The organism is Pseudomonas syringae group sp. 243L2, from assembly GCF_032587875.1.
In the GTDB taxonomy this organism is placed as follows: domain Bacteria; phylum Pseudomonadota; class Gammaproteobacteria; order Pseudomonadales; family Pseudomonadaceae; genus Aquipseudomonas; species Aquipseudomonas amygdali.
This window is the reverse complement of record NZ_JAWHPL010000031.1, coordinates 348,108-363,385: the sequence shown is the minus strand read 5'-3', so window position 1 is coordinate 363,385 and position 15,278 is coordinate 348,108. Positions and strand designations below refer to the sequence as shown.

The 15,278-nt window shown below is 57.0% G+C and carries 12 protein-coding genes and 2 pseudogenes; 6 read left to right on the top strand and 8 right to left on the bottom strand.

From position 1 onward, the window contains the following. The 4 genes and pseudogenes from RYB66_RS21680 to RYB66_RS21665 form a co-directional block, all read left to right on the top strand. Window positions 1-1,662: pseudogene (locus RYB66_RS21680) on the top strand (hypothetical protein); the annotation flags it as partial. Between the two features lie 4 nt (window positions 1,663-1,666). Further along, window positions 1,667-2,410 carry a permease gene (locus tag RYB66_RS21675; protein ID WP_316895402.1) on the top strand — a complete coding sequence of 248 codons (744 nt, stop codon included), beginning with the start codon at window positions 1,667-1,669 and terminating at the stop codon, window positions 2,408-2,410. Window positions 2,411-2,505: 95 nt separating this feature from the next. Continuing rightward, window positions 2,506-3,024, top strand: a pseudogene (locus RYB66_RS21670) (hypothetical protein); the annotation flags it as partial. Beyond that, window positions 3,021-3,713 carry a permease gene (locus RYB66_RS21665; protein ID WP_316895400.1) on the top strand — a complete coding sequence of 231 codons (693 nt, stop codon included), beginning with the start codon at window positions 3,021-3,023 and terminating at the stop codon, window positions 3,711-3,713. The pseudogene RYB66_RS21670 and the gene RYB66_RS21665, both read left to right, overlap by 4 nt. Before the next feature lie 46 nt (window positions 3,714-3,759). On the opposite strand, the gene RYB66_RS21660 is transcribed toward RYB66_RS21665, so the two are convergent. From RYB66_RS21660 to RYB66_RS21630, 7 genes are all read right to left on the bottom strand, one after another. Continuing rightward, a complete protein-coding gene (locus RYB66_RS21660) occupies window positions 3,760-5,997 on the bottom strand; it encodes an ATP-binding protein (RefSeq protein ID WP_316884118.1) in 2,238 nt (745 codons plus the stop codon). Next, window positions 5,994-6,608: a biliverdin-producing heme oxygenase gene (locus RYB66_RS21655; RefSeq protein WP_005746349.1), complete on the bottom strand. Its 615-nt coding sequence runs from the start codon at window positions 6,606-6,608 to the stop codon at window positions 5,994-5,996. Before RYB66_RS21655 ends, RYB66_RS21660 begins: the two co-directional genes overlap by 4 nt. A 350-nt stretch (window positions 6,609-6,958) precedes the next feature. After that, a complete protein-coding gene (locus tag RYB66_RS21650) occupies window positions 6,959-8,992 on the bottom strand; it encodes an LTA synthase family protein (protein ID WP_316895399.1) in 2,034 nt (677 codons plus the stop codon). A 10-nt stretch (window positions 8,993-9,002) separates the two neighbouring features. Next, window positions 9,003-9,623 (bottom strand): hypothetical protein, encoded by a 621-nt coding sequence (locus tag RYB66_RS21645; RefSeq protein WP_016982635.1) that lies wholly within the window; start codon window positions 9,621-9,623, stop codon window positions 9,003-9,005. Next, window positions 9,620-10,918 (bottom strand): sialidase family protein, encoded by a 1,299-nt coding sequence (locus RYB66_RS21640; protein WP_016982636.1) that lies wholly within the window; start codon window positions 10,916-10,918, stop codon window positions 9,620-9,622. The genes RYB66_RS21645 and RYB66_RS21640 overlap by 4 nt, the downstream gene beginning before the upstream one ends. A 38-nt stretch (window positions 10,919-10,956) precedes the next feature. Further along, window positions 10,957-11,502 carry a cytochrome b/b6 domain-containing protein gene (locus tag RYB66_RS21635; protein WP_005746346.1) on the bottom strand — a complete coding sequence of 182 codons (546 nt, stop codon included), beginning with the start codon at window positions 11,500-11,502 and terminating at the stop codon, window positions 10,957-10,959. After that, window positions 11,502-11,765, bottom strand: a complete 264-nt coding sequence (locus RYB66_RS21630; RefSeq protein ID WP_002554361.1) for a PepSY domain-containing protein — start codon at window positions 11,763-11,765, stop codon at window positions 11,502-11,504. The genes RYB66_RS21635 and RYB66_RS21630 overlap by 1 nt, the downstream gene beginning before the upstream one ends. A 168-nt stretch (window positions 11,766-11,933) precedes the next feature. Here RYB66_RS21630 and RYB66_RS21625 point away from each other — a divergent pair, with 168 nt between their 5' ends. Both RYB66_RS21625 and RYB66_RS21620 read left to right on the top strand, forming a co-directional pair. Next, on the top strand, window positions 11,934-12,596 hold the full coding sequence (locus RYB66_RS21625; RefSeq protein WP_002554362.1) for a response regulator: 663 nt from the start codon (window positions 11,934-11,936) through the stop codon (window positions 12,594-12,596). Continuing rightward, a complete protein-coding gene (locus RYB66_RS21620) occupies window positions 12,593-13,966 on the top strand; it encodes a sensor histidine kinase (RefSeq protein WP_057405050.1) in 1,374 nt (457 codons plus the stop codon). Before RYB66_RS21625 ends, RYB66_RS21620 begins: the two co-directional genes overlap by 4 nt. Before the next feature lie 12 nt (window positions 13,967-13,978). Here RYB66_RS21620 and RYB66_RS21615 read toward each other — a convergent pair whose 3' ends face one another. Continuing rightward, window positions 13,979-15,265 carry an NAD(P)/FAD-dependent oxidoreductase gene (locus tag RYB66_RS21615; protein WP_117139653.1) on the bottom strand — a complete coding sequence of 429 codons (1,287 nt, stop codon included), beginning with the start codon at window positions 15,263-15,265 and terminating at the stop codon, window positions 13,979-13,981. Window positions 15,266-15,278: the final 13 nt, after the last annotated feature.

Genomic DNA, 15,278 nt, shown 5'->3' with positions numbered 1-15,278 from the left:
CAGCAGAACATCGTCGCATTGCTTCGCACCCTGTTGATCGGCCAGATTTTGCTTGGTTCGACGGCACGCATCGCAGTCGATCAACAGGTATTCACCAAGCTCAAACAGTGGACCCGCGAATGGCAGGTCCTCAACAAGCAGATCAGCGATACCCGTCGCAGCTGGCTTTATCCAACCGCTTACAACACCCGCAAAAGCAACGCCAGCCACCTTCGCGTCCTTGAGGAAAAACTTCGTCTGCATGAATGGAGCATCCCCGCCCTGCTCGACTATCAGAACAACCAATACGTAAAGCAATTGCAGGACGAGATTCGCCAGTACTTCCAGTCCGGCAAAACCATGGCGAAAGACTGGCTGACCACCGCCAAGCGCTGGATCGATGGGCTGGGAGGAATTGCCGGGGCAATCACTTGGGGCGTGATAATGCTCAACTTCATCAACACCGCACTTACTTATCGTGATCTCACCCGAGACGGAGACTTCAGTGCCAAGGATATTGGCAAGGTTACCTATGGACTGGGGTACAGCTTCAACCTGTTGATGGCGGTGTTTGTTGAAGCGCCGTGGAGCGTAATAAGGGATGCGACACCGGTACTGATCGATGGCAAGAATGTAGGGGTTCTGGACAGGTCCAGTGCGTATTGGAAAGCCAAGGGAAATGTAACCTGGGGTGATGCAATACGAGGGTTCAGAGTTTCGATGGTGGCGATGGGTGGGTTTGGGATCGCGGCGGTTACATTGGAAATAATCGACAACCACGATGACTGGCGTAAGTCAAAAAACCCAACAGAAAAAAATGCAACCGTAATGAAGGGGCTCGCTACTGCGGCGATGGGGCTGGGCTCATTGGCTCAATTACTCGCAGGCATATCGCCTGCAAGCAGGCTGACTTTCTTAGTCATGAGTCCATGGTTCAGCTTGGCACTACTCACAGCAGGTGCAATCTACCTTTTCGCAACAATAGCATTAAATTACTTCAAACAAGATAGCGTCGGCTGGTGGTTACGCAAGAGCTGTTGGTCATGGACTTCCGAGCACCGCCATGCAGAGACAGTCGAAGATAGAAACAATGAAATGCGTAACTTTCTGGAAATACAGCTGAGCCCGCAAATCTATGTAAAAAGCACCGTACATTACGAAAATCGATATCTTGGCAAAGGTGATTATATAAGTGTTGCAGTACAGAATGGGGTCAGCGTACAGATTCGCTTGCCAAGCAATTTGCGCGGGCAGTCTGTGCATTTCAACGTCATTAGCAGCAAACGACCGTGGGGCGTGCTGCCGGTAGAAAAAATCGGTCGTCCAGTACATGAAGACTTTCTGGAAAGGGGACAATTCAGGAAGGTCGAGCAGTTTGGGACGCTTACCAACAAGCCTGCTGGCAAAGCGAGTGAAGATTTTACCTACCCTTTGATGCCACCTGAAAACGAGGACGTCGTCTGGGAAACCTGGATGGCGCTCGATCAGGATGCCAGCTATCTAGAACTGCAAATATGGTATCCACAGCATTTGATAACTTCCAGCCAGGACGATACGGGCTATTTGTTTCAGCTGGAGCTCGGCACTAAGGGCAGTACATCTTTCGATGGCCTGACTGCAACCGAACTTGAGGTGAAATCAAATAGCCGAGCCGCTCGTCTGACGCTTGAAATTGCGGATTAAGGACATGAATACACAACAAAAATCTTCGCATTCAGCCTCCGTCGTTGACAAAGCCCGGTGCAGCTTGGAAAAAGCGGTATCACCCTCAGCATTATTGACAGGCAACGACATCATGAACTGGTCAGTCAAAACCATCGCGTCCTCTCCAAAAGAGATTATGTACGCACAATTTTTTTTGGGTTTGGGGCACGTATTGATGCTTTTTTTTAACTCTTGGGTATGGTGGGAGTTATTTACTCAGGAGCCGCACTGGGCGGTTGTGTTCACGCTAGTCATCGCTGCGATTTATGCTTACTTTATTGGTTTAATAGTTCGTCAAAAAACCATTTACAACTACACAATAAAAACCAACTCTGCCCACCTGGAATACTACCTCCACTACCCCGACTTCGCCTCATCCCTTTTCAAAGGCATCGCCATAGCCGTTATCCTGCTATTTCTGTTCGTAGCCATATTCACCGGTTCAATACTCTTTCTAATCGGCCCTGTGGCCATCGCCTGTATCGCAGCCCTCAAGCTACTCAGCTGGGAAAACCCCATTCACCATGAACAAAGCCTGCCCTGGGATGAGTACAACTTTGTGACCGTCGACCGTAAACGGCTGATGATCGTCACACACCGCAAGGATGTCACACTGGGCTTCGAGGCCCGATTCCAGCATGAGGTGCTGTTCAACAAATACCTCGCGTTTCTCCACACCGTGCTCCCCCCAACAACCGAGTTCACGGAAAAAGCCTGGAAATGGTAGTCCCGTTGCCGACCTCAATAAGCACTCCCTTAAGGCCGAACCACGAGATCCCTAGTATTCAGCCTATCTGGCTGCTCGCTTGCATAAACCAGTGGTTGCAGGACGATATTCGCCTGCACTTCCAGTACGGCACAGCCATCGCCAAAGACTGGCTGACCACCGCCAAGCGCTGGATCGATGGACTGGGAGGTATTGCCGAGTCAATCGCCTGGGGCGTGATAATGCTCAACTTCATCAATACCGCGCTCACTTACCGGGACCTTACTCGGGATGGAGACTTCAGTGCCAAGAATATTGGCAAGGTTACCTATGGGTTTGGGTATAAGGCGAGTGAAGACTTCACCTACCCCTTGATACCACCCGAAAACGAAGATCTCATCTGGGAAACCTGGGTACCGCTCGACAAGGACGTAACGTACCTTGAGCTGCAAATCTGGTATCCGGCCAGTCGTTTAACACCTGGCGAAGACAATAGAAGCTATCTGTTTCTGATGGAGCTTAGTCCAAGAGGCGATACTGCTATTGACGGATTGGCTGCTGTGGAACTTGAAGTAAAGGCATCAAATAGGGCCGGTACGCTGACTCTAGAAGTCGCAGAGGGTACGCCATTATGACTCAACAAGAAAACAACCCAACCTTGCCACAAGGTGGAGATGTTCTGAGCTGGAAGATCAAAACACTTGCAAGATCGCCTAGAGAAATGATGATAACGCAGTCCATATTTATCGCAGTCTACCTAACAGGATGCACACTTTATATGTGGGGAGGCTGGATAATGTTTTCAGATAGCCTCTACTCATTAGTGGGTACTCTATTAGCGTTCGCCGGCATTCTTGCCTATTTCATAGGCCTGCTCATCCGCCAAAAAACCATCTATACCTACACCCTGAAAACCGACGGTGCCACAGTCGAGTACTACCTCCACTATCCCGACTTCGCCTCCGCACTTTTCAAAGGCATCGCTATTTTCGTCATCCTGGCATTCGTCCTCGTCGCCCCTCTCACCGGATCATTGCTCTTCCTGATCGGCCCAGTGGCGATGGCCTTTATCACAGCCATCAAACTGCTGAACTGGGAAAACCCCGTCCACTATCGACAAACCGCCCCGTGGCATTTGCATGAATTTGTCACGGTTGATCACAAACGTCTGATGGTCATTATCCATTGCGAGGATATAACCAGCGGATTCGCCGCGCGTTTTCCCAGCAAGGCGCTTATGGACAAATACCTCGCGTTTCTGCGCAAGGCACTTCCAGCCAACGCTCAATACATCGAAAAAGCCACTGACTGGCATCAGGGCTGATGCCGCTCAGGCTTGAGTCATCTACGCCTCAAGCCTGAGAAAGCAATCAATGCGCAATTGGCACAGTAAAGCGGAACTCGCTACCCTCACCCAACTGGCTTTGCGCTCCCAGTTCTCCGCCGTGGGCCTTGATGATGCCTTGGGAGATGTATAAGCCCAGACCGGTGCCGGTCGGGTTGCCCTCCTTGACGGTCCAGTAGCGTTCGAAGATGTGCGGCAGTTGCTCGGGTGGGATGCCCTCGCCGGAATCACGCACGGTGAACACGATTTCAGTGCCGTTGGACATCGCCGCCACGCCGATCTTGCCCAGTTTCGGGGTGAACTTGATGGCGTTGCCGATCAGGTTGGACAGCACCTGGAACAGGCGCTCCGGGTCGGCCTGGACCTTGAGGTCGGGCTCGGCATTGAAGGAAATCTCGATGGATTTGTCAATCGCCAGCGGGGCCAGCAAGGTGTAGGCCTCTTCGAAAATCTGGCTGACTTCCAGTGGCTGCGGTGTGATGGTGTAGCGGCCTGCTTCGATTTTCGACGTGTCGAGCAGGTCTTCAAGCAACACATTCATGCGGCTGGCTGCTTGCTGCATGGTGTCGATTGCCGTGGAAATACGCCGCGAGGTGTGTGGCCCATCGGAGCTGAACGACTTCTGCATCATTCCGCAGAGCATGGAAATGACCGTCATCGGGTTGCGCAAGTCATGGGAAACGACCGCTACCAGTTCGTCACGGGCACGAACGGCCTGTTGCTCCTTGCGCACCTGGCGGGCAAGGTCGTTTTCCAGCGCGGAGCGGCGCAGGTCGTTAGCTGCAAACACGTCGCCATGGCTCCACTTTGGCGCAATCCCGGTCATTTCGACCTTCCAGATTTCAAACGATGTGCGCGGCCGAAGGCGCATACCGCCTTCCGAGCTTTCCATGTTCAGCGGTTTGTTCGGATCACCGCTCCACTGGACGCTTTCCTTGACCTCGGAACGAAACCAGATCACGCCGTTATCCACAGGTTTGGGCAAGTTCATGGCCAATACACCACTGGCGACTGGCTGGTAAGCTTCCCCGGGCGCGTAGACACTGGAAAGATGATGACTGGCATACACCGGCTCGCCGCCTGCAATCATCCATGTGTGCAGCGCACGTATATCCGAAACCTCCGGGCAGGCCCCGTAACAATGCGTCTGCCGGTCTTCGATGATCGCGACACCGGTCGCACCGACCAGATCCATCAGCAATTGTGGCTGCTGTGCCAGACCGTCAAAGACGTTTTCTTCGGACTCGGCCATGGCTTGATGCAGTTGCTCAAGCGCTCTGACTTTCGCCTCGCGCTGACGGCTTATTTCCAGAGCTTCCATTGCGCTGATCTGCAGCGACAACACCTGACCTATCGCCTGGCAGGCACTGCGCAGTTCGTGGGACACGTACAACGGGGTACGGTGCCCGCAACTGATCAGCCCCCACAACTTGCCGCCCTGAATCAGCGAAACACTCATGGACGACAGCACGCCCATGTTTTTCATGTACTGACAGTGGATCGGCGAAACACTTCGCAGCGTCGAAAAACTCAGATCGAGTTGCTGCTGAGTGTCGGGGCGCAATTGAGGCACCAATGGCACCGGGGTGTAATCGGCATCAGGAATAATGCGCAGCCAGTTGCGGCGGTACAGTTCGCGCGCCTGCTCGGGAATGTCCGACGCCGGAAAGAACAGGCCGTTGAAGAGTTCCATGCTGGGCGCAGACGCTTCAGCGATCACCTGACCATGGCCTTCTTCTTCGAAACGATAGATCAGTACCCGGTCGTAACCGGTCATACGCTGGATCTCGCGGACACTGACTTCATACAGCGTTTGCAGATCACTCGCAGCGTGCAACTGACGCAACATACGGCCCATGTTGCCAGTGCGCTCGGTATAACTGACCGCTTGCGCGTCCTTGTCCTGAATCTCGAGTTCCAGAACCAGTACCCCCTGATTGCGGTGCATCAAGGCTTCGAACTCGATGCCATTGACCGTCATCAGCAAGCGTTGCGCATCAACGAACGAATCATGAGCGCTGGCGCTTCTGATCACCTCGGCCCAGCCGGCCCCCAGAACATGCTCGAGGCCTTTACCGAGAACGTGTTCGGGTGCATGGCCCAGCACGCTCTGCACGTTCGCACTGACCTGCAGGATCGTCAGGTTTGGCTCTTCCAGAGTGAACAACAGACCGTGAGGCTGAATGGCTCCGGGAAACTGAATAGGCTCATCCGCACAATTGGCCAGGAGGACTTCAAAAGCGTCCTTGTCGAGTTGGCTCATAGCAGTACCTCTTGACCATCGAGCCATTGCTCGAAACATGCAAATGTGGACTGCGCCGCAAACGCTGCGGCGTCAATAAAAACAACTTCTCGCGGCACTGCATCCAGGTGGTTCAAAAACGCCCTCCAGCGTGGCCCGGTATCGGCACCGTAAACATCGAGAAAGGCCGCTCCACTCTGCTCATCCAGACCCAGTCGCCTGTTTATTTCGCGCCGTAACACTTGCCCGCCCAACGTTGCACCTTCAAGGACGTACATGACTCCCAGGCATGAACCGGGCGTATCCACTGCTGGCAATTGCTCGCAGCGAGGCAGTTGCCTGATGTCGTCATCAGACAGACCCAGAGCACGCAGGTCCTCGACCAGCACAGCGGTTTTGACCCGATCTTGCGGTATAAGCTCCGCAGGCATCAAGGCACTGTCGTGCAATGCAGCTTCAAGCGGTGCATAAAAGCCGTAATAAGCCTTAAGCAAGCGAAGGTAAAGAGCATGATCCAGCGCGGGTGAAAAAAACGGCATGCGTTTTTCGAGCTTAACGTGAAGCTGACTCGTTTCAGCACGCAGTGCAGCAAGCAATTTCGGCGGGGTAACACATGAAAAACTTGCCGGCATCCAGGAAGGCTCTTGAGTGTGCAATAGACAAAAAACGCATCCGAGCGAAAACAGGCCGCCAAAATACAGATTCGAAGCAAAATCCGACAGTTTTTTCCGGTATTAGCGATGAAATACCATAATCCACCAGAAAAATAGCCAGTGCCTCGGGCAGCTGTCTATACCGCCCGAAGAACTTGCTCTTGACTGGTGACGATAGTCGAAAACAGCGCCATGTACGTCTTTAATCCGTGCAGGGTTCACATTGGCAAGCACTTTAACATCATCAAATACAGATGCCATCATTACGCGAGCATACGGCCTTGACCATAGGCTTGCGCAATATCCTGCGCCTGGCGCGGTTCGGGTGATCAGCGCACGTTCTGATACAGCATCATTCGCGAGGTTTCATGCAGGCCGCGAGTGAGGTCACGCAGCCGCTCGAACTCTTGCGGGTTCTGCTCGGCGACGTTATCCAGCGGCGTGGGGGAAGAAAGATCGTGAAGCGTGGGCGAACTGCCATCGTGCTCCATTTGCAGCAGGTAGTTACGGGTGACACCGCCAATCAGCGGGAACGTGCCTTCACGCAGTACCAACGGCACCACACGTTCGCCTTCGGGGGCGGGCTGCTGAATGTCACGGCCCATCGTGCCGCTGGTGAATGGCATACCGGTCATTCCCGCCAGTGTCGGCAGTAGATCCGCAAGGCCGACCGCGTCATCGACTACCCGGGTGCCCAGCAGGCCGGGCGCATGAATCAACAGCGGAACGTTATTGCTCTCCAGCCCCAGTTGTTCGAACGCCGGGGCCATGTGCGGGATCTGGCTGATGCGTGTGTTGTGATCACCAAACAGCACAAAGATGGTGTTTTCGTAATAACCGCCCGCCTTGGCCAGTTCCATCAACCGACCGATATTGAAGTCCAGCAGACGCACCGCATTGTATTGCTCCACGCTTCGCGAACCGGCGGCCTGGACCTGCTCCAGTGTTTTGTCGCTGACCTGAAAACCATCGTTGTCTTTGGGGATGGTGAATGGCCGGTGATTGCCAGCGGTCTGCACGTAGGCAAAGAACGGTTTGTCAGTTGGCAACGCGCGCAGAATCCGGTCGCTCTCCTTGAACAGATCCAGGTCGGAAATCCCCCACACATCCACCTGCGGCGACTTCCAGTCGCGCTCGTCGTAAAGGCGCACGTCATCGATACTGCGGCGGATCAACGCGTTCATGTTGGCCCAACCGGAATTGCCACCAATCATGTACAGCTTCTCGTAGCCCTTGAAGTCATTGATGATGGTGTTTTGACGGGTCAGCAGCGGATGACGCGTGGCCGTTTCCTGGCGGGTGACATCGGGCACCCCGGTGATGCTTGCCCAGACCGTTTTTGCGGTGCCGGTCACCGGCACATAGAAATGCTTGAAGAACCAGCTTTGAGTCGCCAGGTGGTCCAGATTCGGCGTCGGGTTCAGCGGATTGCCGTAGGCACCGACAGCACTGGTGCCCAGTGATTCAAGCATGACGAACATGACATTCGGCGGCCGCTCGCTGCGCACTCGGTAAGGCTGCACAGGCTGGTGACGCTTGAAGTTCAAAGCCTGCGCATCTGGCTGCTGGACACCCAGATAGCGCGCGACCGACTCATAGTGTTCACGCACCTGGGCTTCATCGAAGTGGGACTGGGAGACCTTGAGCGTGTCGTACAGGAACAGCGCCGGGTTGAGCCCCAGTGCCGCGACCTGGCTGTTGCCGGAGAAGAATGCATCGCTCCAGCGCAACGGTACGGGATTTTCCAGATTGAGATTCTCGACCCGGCCCAGCAAACCGAGAAAGGTCGCACAGACCACCAGTGCCGAACCCCAGACCACGGACCAGCGATTGAGCGGCCGGGCCTGGCGGTCCAGAGTGACACGTTCAAGCCTGAGCAGCGCCCAGCCGAGCGCTGCAACGGTCAGCAACCAGCCGGCAGTGATCCACAGCACCGGATAGGTCTGCCAGAGCATGTCCCGGGAAATCTGCGCATCCTCCAGATAGCGCATCACGCTGGCGTTGAGCCTGACCCCGAGATAGGCGTAATGACCAAAGTCGACGATATGAATCATCGTCAGAACAGCCAGCGCAACAATCAGATAGCCTCGCGCCAGCCAGCGCAAGACCGGCTGGCTGACCATGTTCCAGCGCGGCAACCAGAGCAGCACTGCGACCGGCAGCAGTATCAGCAGCGCCAGACGCAGGTCGAAACGCACGCCGATACCCAGCGTCTGCGCAACCTCGCCATGGGTAAACAGGGCGCCCGGCTCGACGCCAGAAAATCCGAAGAAAAACACCCCCCTCAGTAACGCCGACAGCAGGAATACCAACATGACCGCGCCCAGCCAATAATGCAGGCGTCGCGATTGCAACCAACTCATCGTCATTCCTCTAGACATTGCCAGCAGACAGAGTGGCCGAACGGCGCGACTCCGTTGCCCGGCGATAAACAAAACGGATGCCCAGGCTCAGCAAAGCCCCGCAGCAGTACAGGGCGAGAAGCGGGTCAATCAGGTAATCCCAATAATTTTCCGACGGTTTGATACGAAATGTGAATGCCAGCGTCGCAGCAGCCAGCATCACTACAGCCAGCGCATTACGCATCAAGACCAGCCCCAACGCGATAACGGCGACAATAATGATCATCGGTCGCGGATTGTAACCCCAGCGGTAGGGGTCGAAGTAAGTCAGACCCAGCGTGGCCGGATACAACGTCAGCGCCAGCACAGCGAACACCAGCAGCATCACCCATCGCCGGGACACTGCCATCGGTCTGAGCACACCCAATCGCTGCAAGGTCAGCCAGACCAGCACCACCAGACTGCTGATTGCCAGATCGTCGGTCAGGCTGCGAGCGTACGACGCCATCGACAAACCGTCGAATGAAATAACGCTCAACAGCGAGGTCGCTGCCAGCAGGCCACAGCGCCACCATAACGATGCGGTCAGCGGAGCCAATAGCACAAACAGGGTCCAGGCAAACGCCAGATGAGCCAATCCCAAAGCGATCATAAAAGTTGCTCCGCCAGCCAGGCCTCGTTGAAGCTGACATGTTTGATGAAGGTGTTATTCCACGAGTAGACCAGGTGATACAGGCCGTCCGGGCTACGGATGAAGTACGGGTATTCGTATTCGAAATCACACCCCTGCGCGGAACAGACACGCTGGTCCAGATTGCTCAGAAACTCGGCTTCCATCGGTTGGCGACGTGCGCCGCTGGAAGCGCGAAAGCCTTCGCCGATGGCAGCCTTGTAGGCTTCCAGGGCAAACGGTGTACCCAGCGGATCGGGTGACTTGTCCAGATCCGGCAGTGGCCGCCAGACCTTCATCTGCTCGTCGGTGCTGTACAGGCTGAGCTTGAAGCGACCTTCGCGCAGGTCATTCAACGCCACCAGCAAGCCCTTACCCGGTACGCCGACGGCGGCCAGCGACGAGTTGGGATTGCTGGGTGTCAGCGGTTGCGGCTCGCTCCAGGTCTGACCGCCGTCTTCGGTACGGCTGGCCAGTACCCGGTGAAACGTCTCGCCGGCATAACGCAGCAAGGCTACGGCGCGTTGGCCGTCCAACGGTACGACGGTGGGCTGCAGGGAATTTTTACCGCGGCTGATGCGAAACTTGTCGATGACTTCGCCATCTGCGCTCAGATACAGGTATTCGGCAAACTTGCCGAGAAACTCGTGGTAGACCGGCAGGCCGATCGAGCCGTCGGTATGAAACACCGGCGCGCCACGTACCAGCGTGCTGATGTTCAAAAACGGCGATGTCACCAGCTGCCACGGCGGCGACCAACTGGCCCCCATATCGCTGGACACCATGGCATTGACGGTACTGCCCGCCCAGCCGCCGACCGAGACTGAAACGTAGAACAGCCACAGGCGATTGTCCGGAGCCAGCGCGATCACCGGGTTGCCCAGTTTGCGGATGTATTTGCCAGTACCTGACTGAGTGGACGCCCGGGTCGCCAGGACCTGCTCGCCGCCCCATTCACCGTTGGACGCATCGAACCGCGAGGTACGTATTTCAACGTCTCCCGCGCCTTCGCGAGAACCGGCGAACCATACCGACATGAGGTCGCCGCCAGGCAATGCCGTCACGGCTGACGAATGCACGAAATCGTCCAGATCAGAAGACGCGAAACGCGAAATGTAGGATGCCTTGGGTGCCACACTTTCAGCATCGACCGGTGCGGTGCTCACGGCAAAGGCAGATATCCGGTGCTGTGGATGGCTTAGCCATGCACTGAGAAAAATCACTACAACAATCAGGCCTGCGCTCCATGCAGTCAGGTTTTGGGAAATAACACGCATCAGGAGGCATCACTGTGATGAAGGGCAAGGAGGTGGTTTCAGCGATGGCGATCTTCAGGTAACGGACGTCGTTTGCCTGTCAGCATCGACAAGGGCAGGTTGTCACGCACTTGAAAGCTTTCGAAGATGGCCGCGGCCATGTGCAGCACTACCAGGGCACACAATGTATTGGCGAGAATTTCATGAGCCTGCAAAGGCCAGTCAGCACCCCACAAGGCATCGACTTCCTCCATCAGGAAGCCGGTCAGGCCCATGCCGAAGATCAGCGCCATCATGAGTACCATGACCAGCGCACCGAGCGGAGAATGACCGAGCCTGTGTACCGGCTGCCGGTTGATCAGCGACCGGACATGCGCACGCAGGCGAGTCGGGCTCGGCCAGAAATCGCTCCAGCGCGCGCTTGTTGGTCCGATGAATCCCCACACCACCCGCACCGCCAGCCAGGCAACCGCGTAATAGCCCAGCCAGACGTGCCAGTCGTCACCCGCCTCATTGAAGAAGTAATTGGCAACGAAAACACCCGCGATCGAGATATGAAACAGTCTGACCAGCGGGTCCCACAGGCGCAGGGAAACCCGGTTCATTACTTGATCTCGGTCTTGACCGCTTTACCAGTGACCGGATCGTGATAGATCTCGACCTTGCGCTTGTCCTTGTCGAAGCCGTAAATCTCGTAGCAGTTGCCGTCAGTCACTTTGAACTTGCTGATCTCGTAACCCTGAGCCTTGAGCTGCTCCTGGAATTTGGCCTGATCCTGCCATTGGGACTTTTCAGCGGTGGTGCATTGCGGACCGGCAAGGGCCAGCGGACTGGCCAGCAACAGGGAAACCAGCAGGACTTTACGCATGACAGATACTCACAGGCAGTTAAGGAGCCGCTACTGTGCGAAACCAGTCTTAGGAAAAGCTTAATACGCAACAGCTCGTAACATCTTCCCGGACACACGGCACTTCGCGACGCTGCCTGCTGACGGCATGATGGCGCCCTTCTCACCCTATTCATTGGTCACAACCCTATGCGCCTGCTTCTTGTCGAGGATGATCGTGCGATTGGCCAAGGCATCCGTGTGGCCCTGAACACCGAGGGCTACACGCTGGACTGGCTGGAAGACGGGCTGAGCGCGCTGCACGCCCTGCGCAGCGAACCCTTCGACCTGTTGCTGCTCGACCTCGGCCTGCCGCGCATGGATGGTTTCGATCTGCTGCGCCAGTTGCGCGCCGAAGAGCTTGCCCTGCCGGTGCTGATCCTGACCGCGCGCGACGGCACCGCCGACCGCATTGCCGGCCTGGACGCCGGTGCCGACGACTACCTGATCAAGCCGTTCGACGTCGATGAACTCAAAGCCCGGGTCCGGGCTTTGCTCAGGCGTAGCCAGGGACGTGCGCAGCCGTTGCTGGAACACGCCGGTATCAGCCTCGACCCGGCTTCGCAGCAGGTCAGTTTTCAGGGCAGCGAAGTGCCGATGACGCCAATGGAATATCAACTGCTGCACCAATTGATGATCCGCCCCGGCAAGGTGGTCACCCGCGAGCGCTTGTCCAATACCCTGTATGGCTGGCAGGACAAGGTCGAAAGCAACACCCTGGAAGTGCTGATTCACAACCTGCGCAAAAAACTATCCACCGAACTGATCCGCACCGTGCGCGGCGTCGGCTACTTGCTGGAGCTCAAGGCATGACCTCGGTACGCGCGCGCATTCTGGTCCCGGTGCTGGTGCTGTTGCTGCTCGGCGACCTGGCGATCAGCCTGCTCGCGCTGCGCGACAGCCATCACGAAATCGAAGAAGTCTACGATGCGCAATTGGCCCAGAGCGCGCGCCTGTTGCAGGGTGTGCTGCGCCAGCGCGCTACGGGTGAGCAGGATCTGGACAAGCTTTATCAAGCGTTCGATCAGGCCATGAGCCGGGTCGGTACCAGTGGCGTTGCCCATCCGTACGAAACCCGGCTGACGTTTCAGGTCTGGCGCACGTCGGGCGAGCTTTTGGTGCGTTCGGCCGAAGCGCCGCTGCTCAGTGCGCCTCCCGCAGAAGAAGGCTCGCATGATCTGGTCGAGAACGGGCATGAGTGGTGCGGCTTCCTCCTGGCCGACCCGCAGCAGGGTTTCCTGATCTGGGTCGGTGAGCGCGACGATGTGCGTCAGGACCTGATTCAGCGCATTGTCAGCCACACCTTGTGGCCGACGCTGATCGGCGTGCCGCTGCTGGTGGTCGCGATCTGGCTGGCGATAGGCTGGGGCCTGCGCCCGTTGCAGTCGATGGCCAGGGTTATTCGCCAACGCGATGCCGAAAGCCTTGAGCCGCTTGATATAACACCGCTGCCCAAAGAGCTCGAACCCATGCAACACGCGCTCAACCGTCTGCTGACCCAGATCGAAAGCGTGCTGGAGCGCGAGCGGCGGTTTATCGCCGACGCCGCCCACGAACTGCGTACACCGCTGACCATTCTGCGCATCCACGCACAGAACGCCCGCCAGGCTGAAACCCCGGAACAGCGTCTGGAGGCACTGGATTTTCTCGTGCACGGCGTCGACCGTGCTGCCCGTCTGGCCAGCCAGTTGCTGACGATGGCCCGACTTGAGCCGCGCCTTGAAGTCAGCCAGTTACAAACCTTTGAACTGAACACTTTGGTGCGCGAGGAAATGGCCGAGCTCACGCCGCTGGCACTGGAGAAGCGTGTCGATCTGGTGTTCGAGGCGGGCGATGACTGCGTGATCCACAGCGACCCATCAGCCATCACCATCGCACTGCAGAATCTGCTGACCAACGCGCTCAACTTCGCCCCGCCGGCCAGCGAGATTCGCGTGATGCTCAACCGCCAGGAAGACGGCAGCGCACATTTGTCAGTCGAAGACGCAGGGCCGGGTATCGACGAGAAACAGAAAGCACGCCTTTTTGAACGCTTCTACAGTCAGGGCCACAGCAATGGCGCTGGGCTGGGGCTGGCGATCGTCGACATGATCGTGCGCAAACTGGAAAGCAGCCTGCACCTGCGCAATTCAGCGCAGGGCGGGCTGTGTGCGGAGCTGCGAATCAAAAGCAGAATGGCTTGAAAACCAGTCGACTCAGAGCACCACGCGTAAGCACTGGCCAGCGTGATACAGCGTGAAACCGGCGTCGTAAGCCAGCGTACGCAGGCCATTGGCCGAGACCTTTTTGCTGCTGGAAAAGCTCACCGGCAGCGCAGTTGCGTCGTTGCTCAGCAGGTAATCGGCAAAGCACTTGCCGATCAGCGTTCCGGTGGTTACGCCGCGGCCATTGAAACCGGTCGCGGCCAGCAGGCCGGGCGCAGGCTCGAACAGACGCAGCAAGTGGTCTGGGGTGAAACCGATGCGGCCAGTCCAGGTGCTCTGCCACTCAACCCGACCCAACTGGGGAAAGTAGTGCTGCTGGATGCGATCAGCCCACTGACGAATAAACCACAGCGGATAATTGCCAGCGTTGCCAAGGCTGCCCAGCACCAGTCGCCCGTGGGCATCGCGACGAATACTGCTGAGCACCGTGCGCGTGTCCCAGGAACCCTGCCCGCCACGCAGAATGCCCGCCTGCTCGCTGCCGCTGAGCGGCTGTGAAGCGACCTGATAGTAGTAGCCTGCGAAGATGTGATCCTTGATGTCGGTCCACTCACCTTCGGTGTAGGCGTTGGAGGCAATGATGACCTTCTCGGCGCGCACACTGCCCGCGGCGGTGGACACTTTCCAGCCATCGGCAGTGCGTTGCAGCCCGTTGACGGGAGACTCGCCAAACAGCTGACCGCCCAGCGCCACGACATTGAGCGCCATGCCTGACACATACGCCATCGGGTTCACCGTACCGGCACGGTGATCGAGCAACGCACCGCTGACCTTGTCGGTGCCACAGGCGTCTTCACAGGGTTTTCCGGTCAGCAGTTCGACCCTGGCACCGCGCCGCTGCCACTGCTCGGCACGGCTGCGCAGATCAGCCAGTCCTTTTGCATTGTGGGCCATGTGCAGGTTGCCGGTGCGGGTGTCCTGACACTCGATGCGGTACTTGTCGATAGTCGAAAACACCAGCGCCGGAGCCGCGCCCAATGCGCTATTGAGGCGGCTGGCCTCGACACTGCCCAATACCTTGTCCAGTTCGTCGGGTGCCACCCAGGTGCCTGCATTCACCAGACCGACGTTGCGCCCGGAGCCGCCATGGCCGACCTGATGAGCTTCGACCACGCACACCGATTTTCCGCCTTCCAGCAACCGCAACGCCGCCGACAAACCGGTGAAACCTGCACCGATGATGCACACGTCGGCGCTTCGTTCCCCAATCAAGGCCGGACTGACCGGACGTTGCGGAGTCAATTGTTCCCACAGACAGCCTTCAGCAAACTGCACCATCGAAAAGCTCCAG

Excerpts from the sequence above, each read along its gene's own strand:
- RYB66_RS21650 (WP_316895399.1), bottom strand. The coding sequence starts at position 8,992 with ATGAGTTGGTTGCAATCGCGACGCCTGCATTATTGGCTGGGCGCGGTC.
- RYB66_RS21615 (WP_117139653.1), bottom strand. The coding sequence starts at position 15,265 with ATGGTGCAGTTTGCTGAAGGCTGTCTGTGGGAACAATTGACTCCGCAA.
- RYB66_RS21640 (WP_016982636.1), bottom strand. The coding sequence starts at position 10,918 with ATGCGTGTTATTTCCCAAAACCTGACTGCATGGAGCGCAGGCCTGATT.
- RYB66_RS21645 (WP_016982635.1), bottom strand. The coding sequence starts at position 9,623 with ATGATCGCTTTGGGATTGGCTCATCTGGCGTTTGCCTGGACCCTGTTT.
- RYB66_RS21660 (WP_316884118.1), bottom strand. The coding sequence starts at position 5,997 with ATGAGCCAACTCGACAAGGACGCTTTTGAAGTCCTCCTGGCCAATTGT.
- RYB66_RS21635 (WP_005746346.1), bottom strand. The coding sequence starts at position 11,502 with ATGAACCGGGTTTCCCTGCGCCTGTGGGACCCGCTGGTCAGACTGTTT.
- RYB66_RS21625 (WP_002554362.1), top strand. The coding sequence starts at position 11,934 with ATGCGCCTGCTTCTTGTCGAGGATGATCGTGCGATTGGCCAAGGCATC.
- RYB66_RS21620 (WP_057405050.1), top strand. The coding sequence starts at position 12,593 with ATGACCTCGGTACGCGCGCGCATTCTGGTCCCGGTGCTGGTGCTGTTG.
- RYB66_RS21630 (WP_002554361.1), bottom strand. The coding sequence starts at position 11,765 with ATGCGTAAAGTCCTGCTGGTTTCCCTGTTGCTGGCCAGTCCGCTGGCC.
- RYB66_RS21655 (WP_005746349.1), bottom strand. The coding sequence starts at position 6,608 with ATGCCGGCAAGTTTTTCATGTGTTACCCCGCCGAAATTGCTTGCTGCA.
- RYB66_RS21675 (WP_316895402.1), top strand. The coding sequence starts at position 1,667 with ATGAATACACAACAAAAATCTTCGCATTCAGCCTCCGTCGTTGACAAA.
- RYB66_RS21665 (WP_316895400.1), top strand. The coding sequence starts at position 3,021 with ATGACTCAACAAGAAAACAACCCAACCTTGCCACAAGGTGGAGATGTT.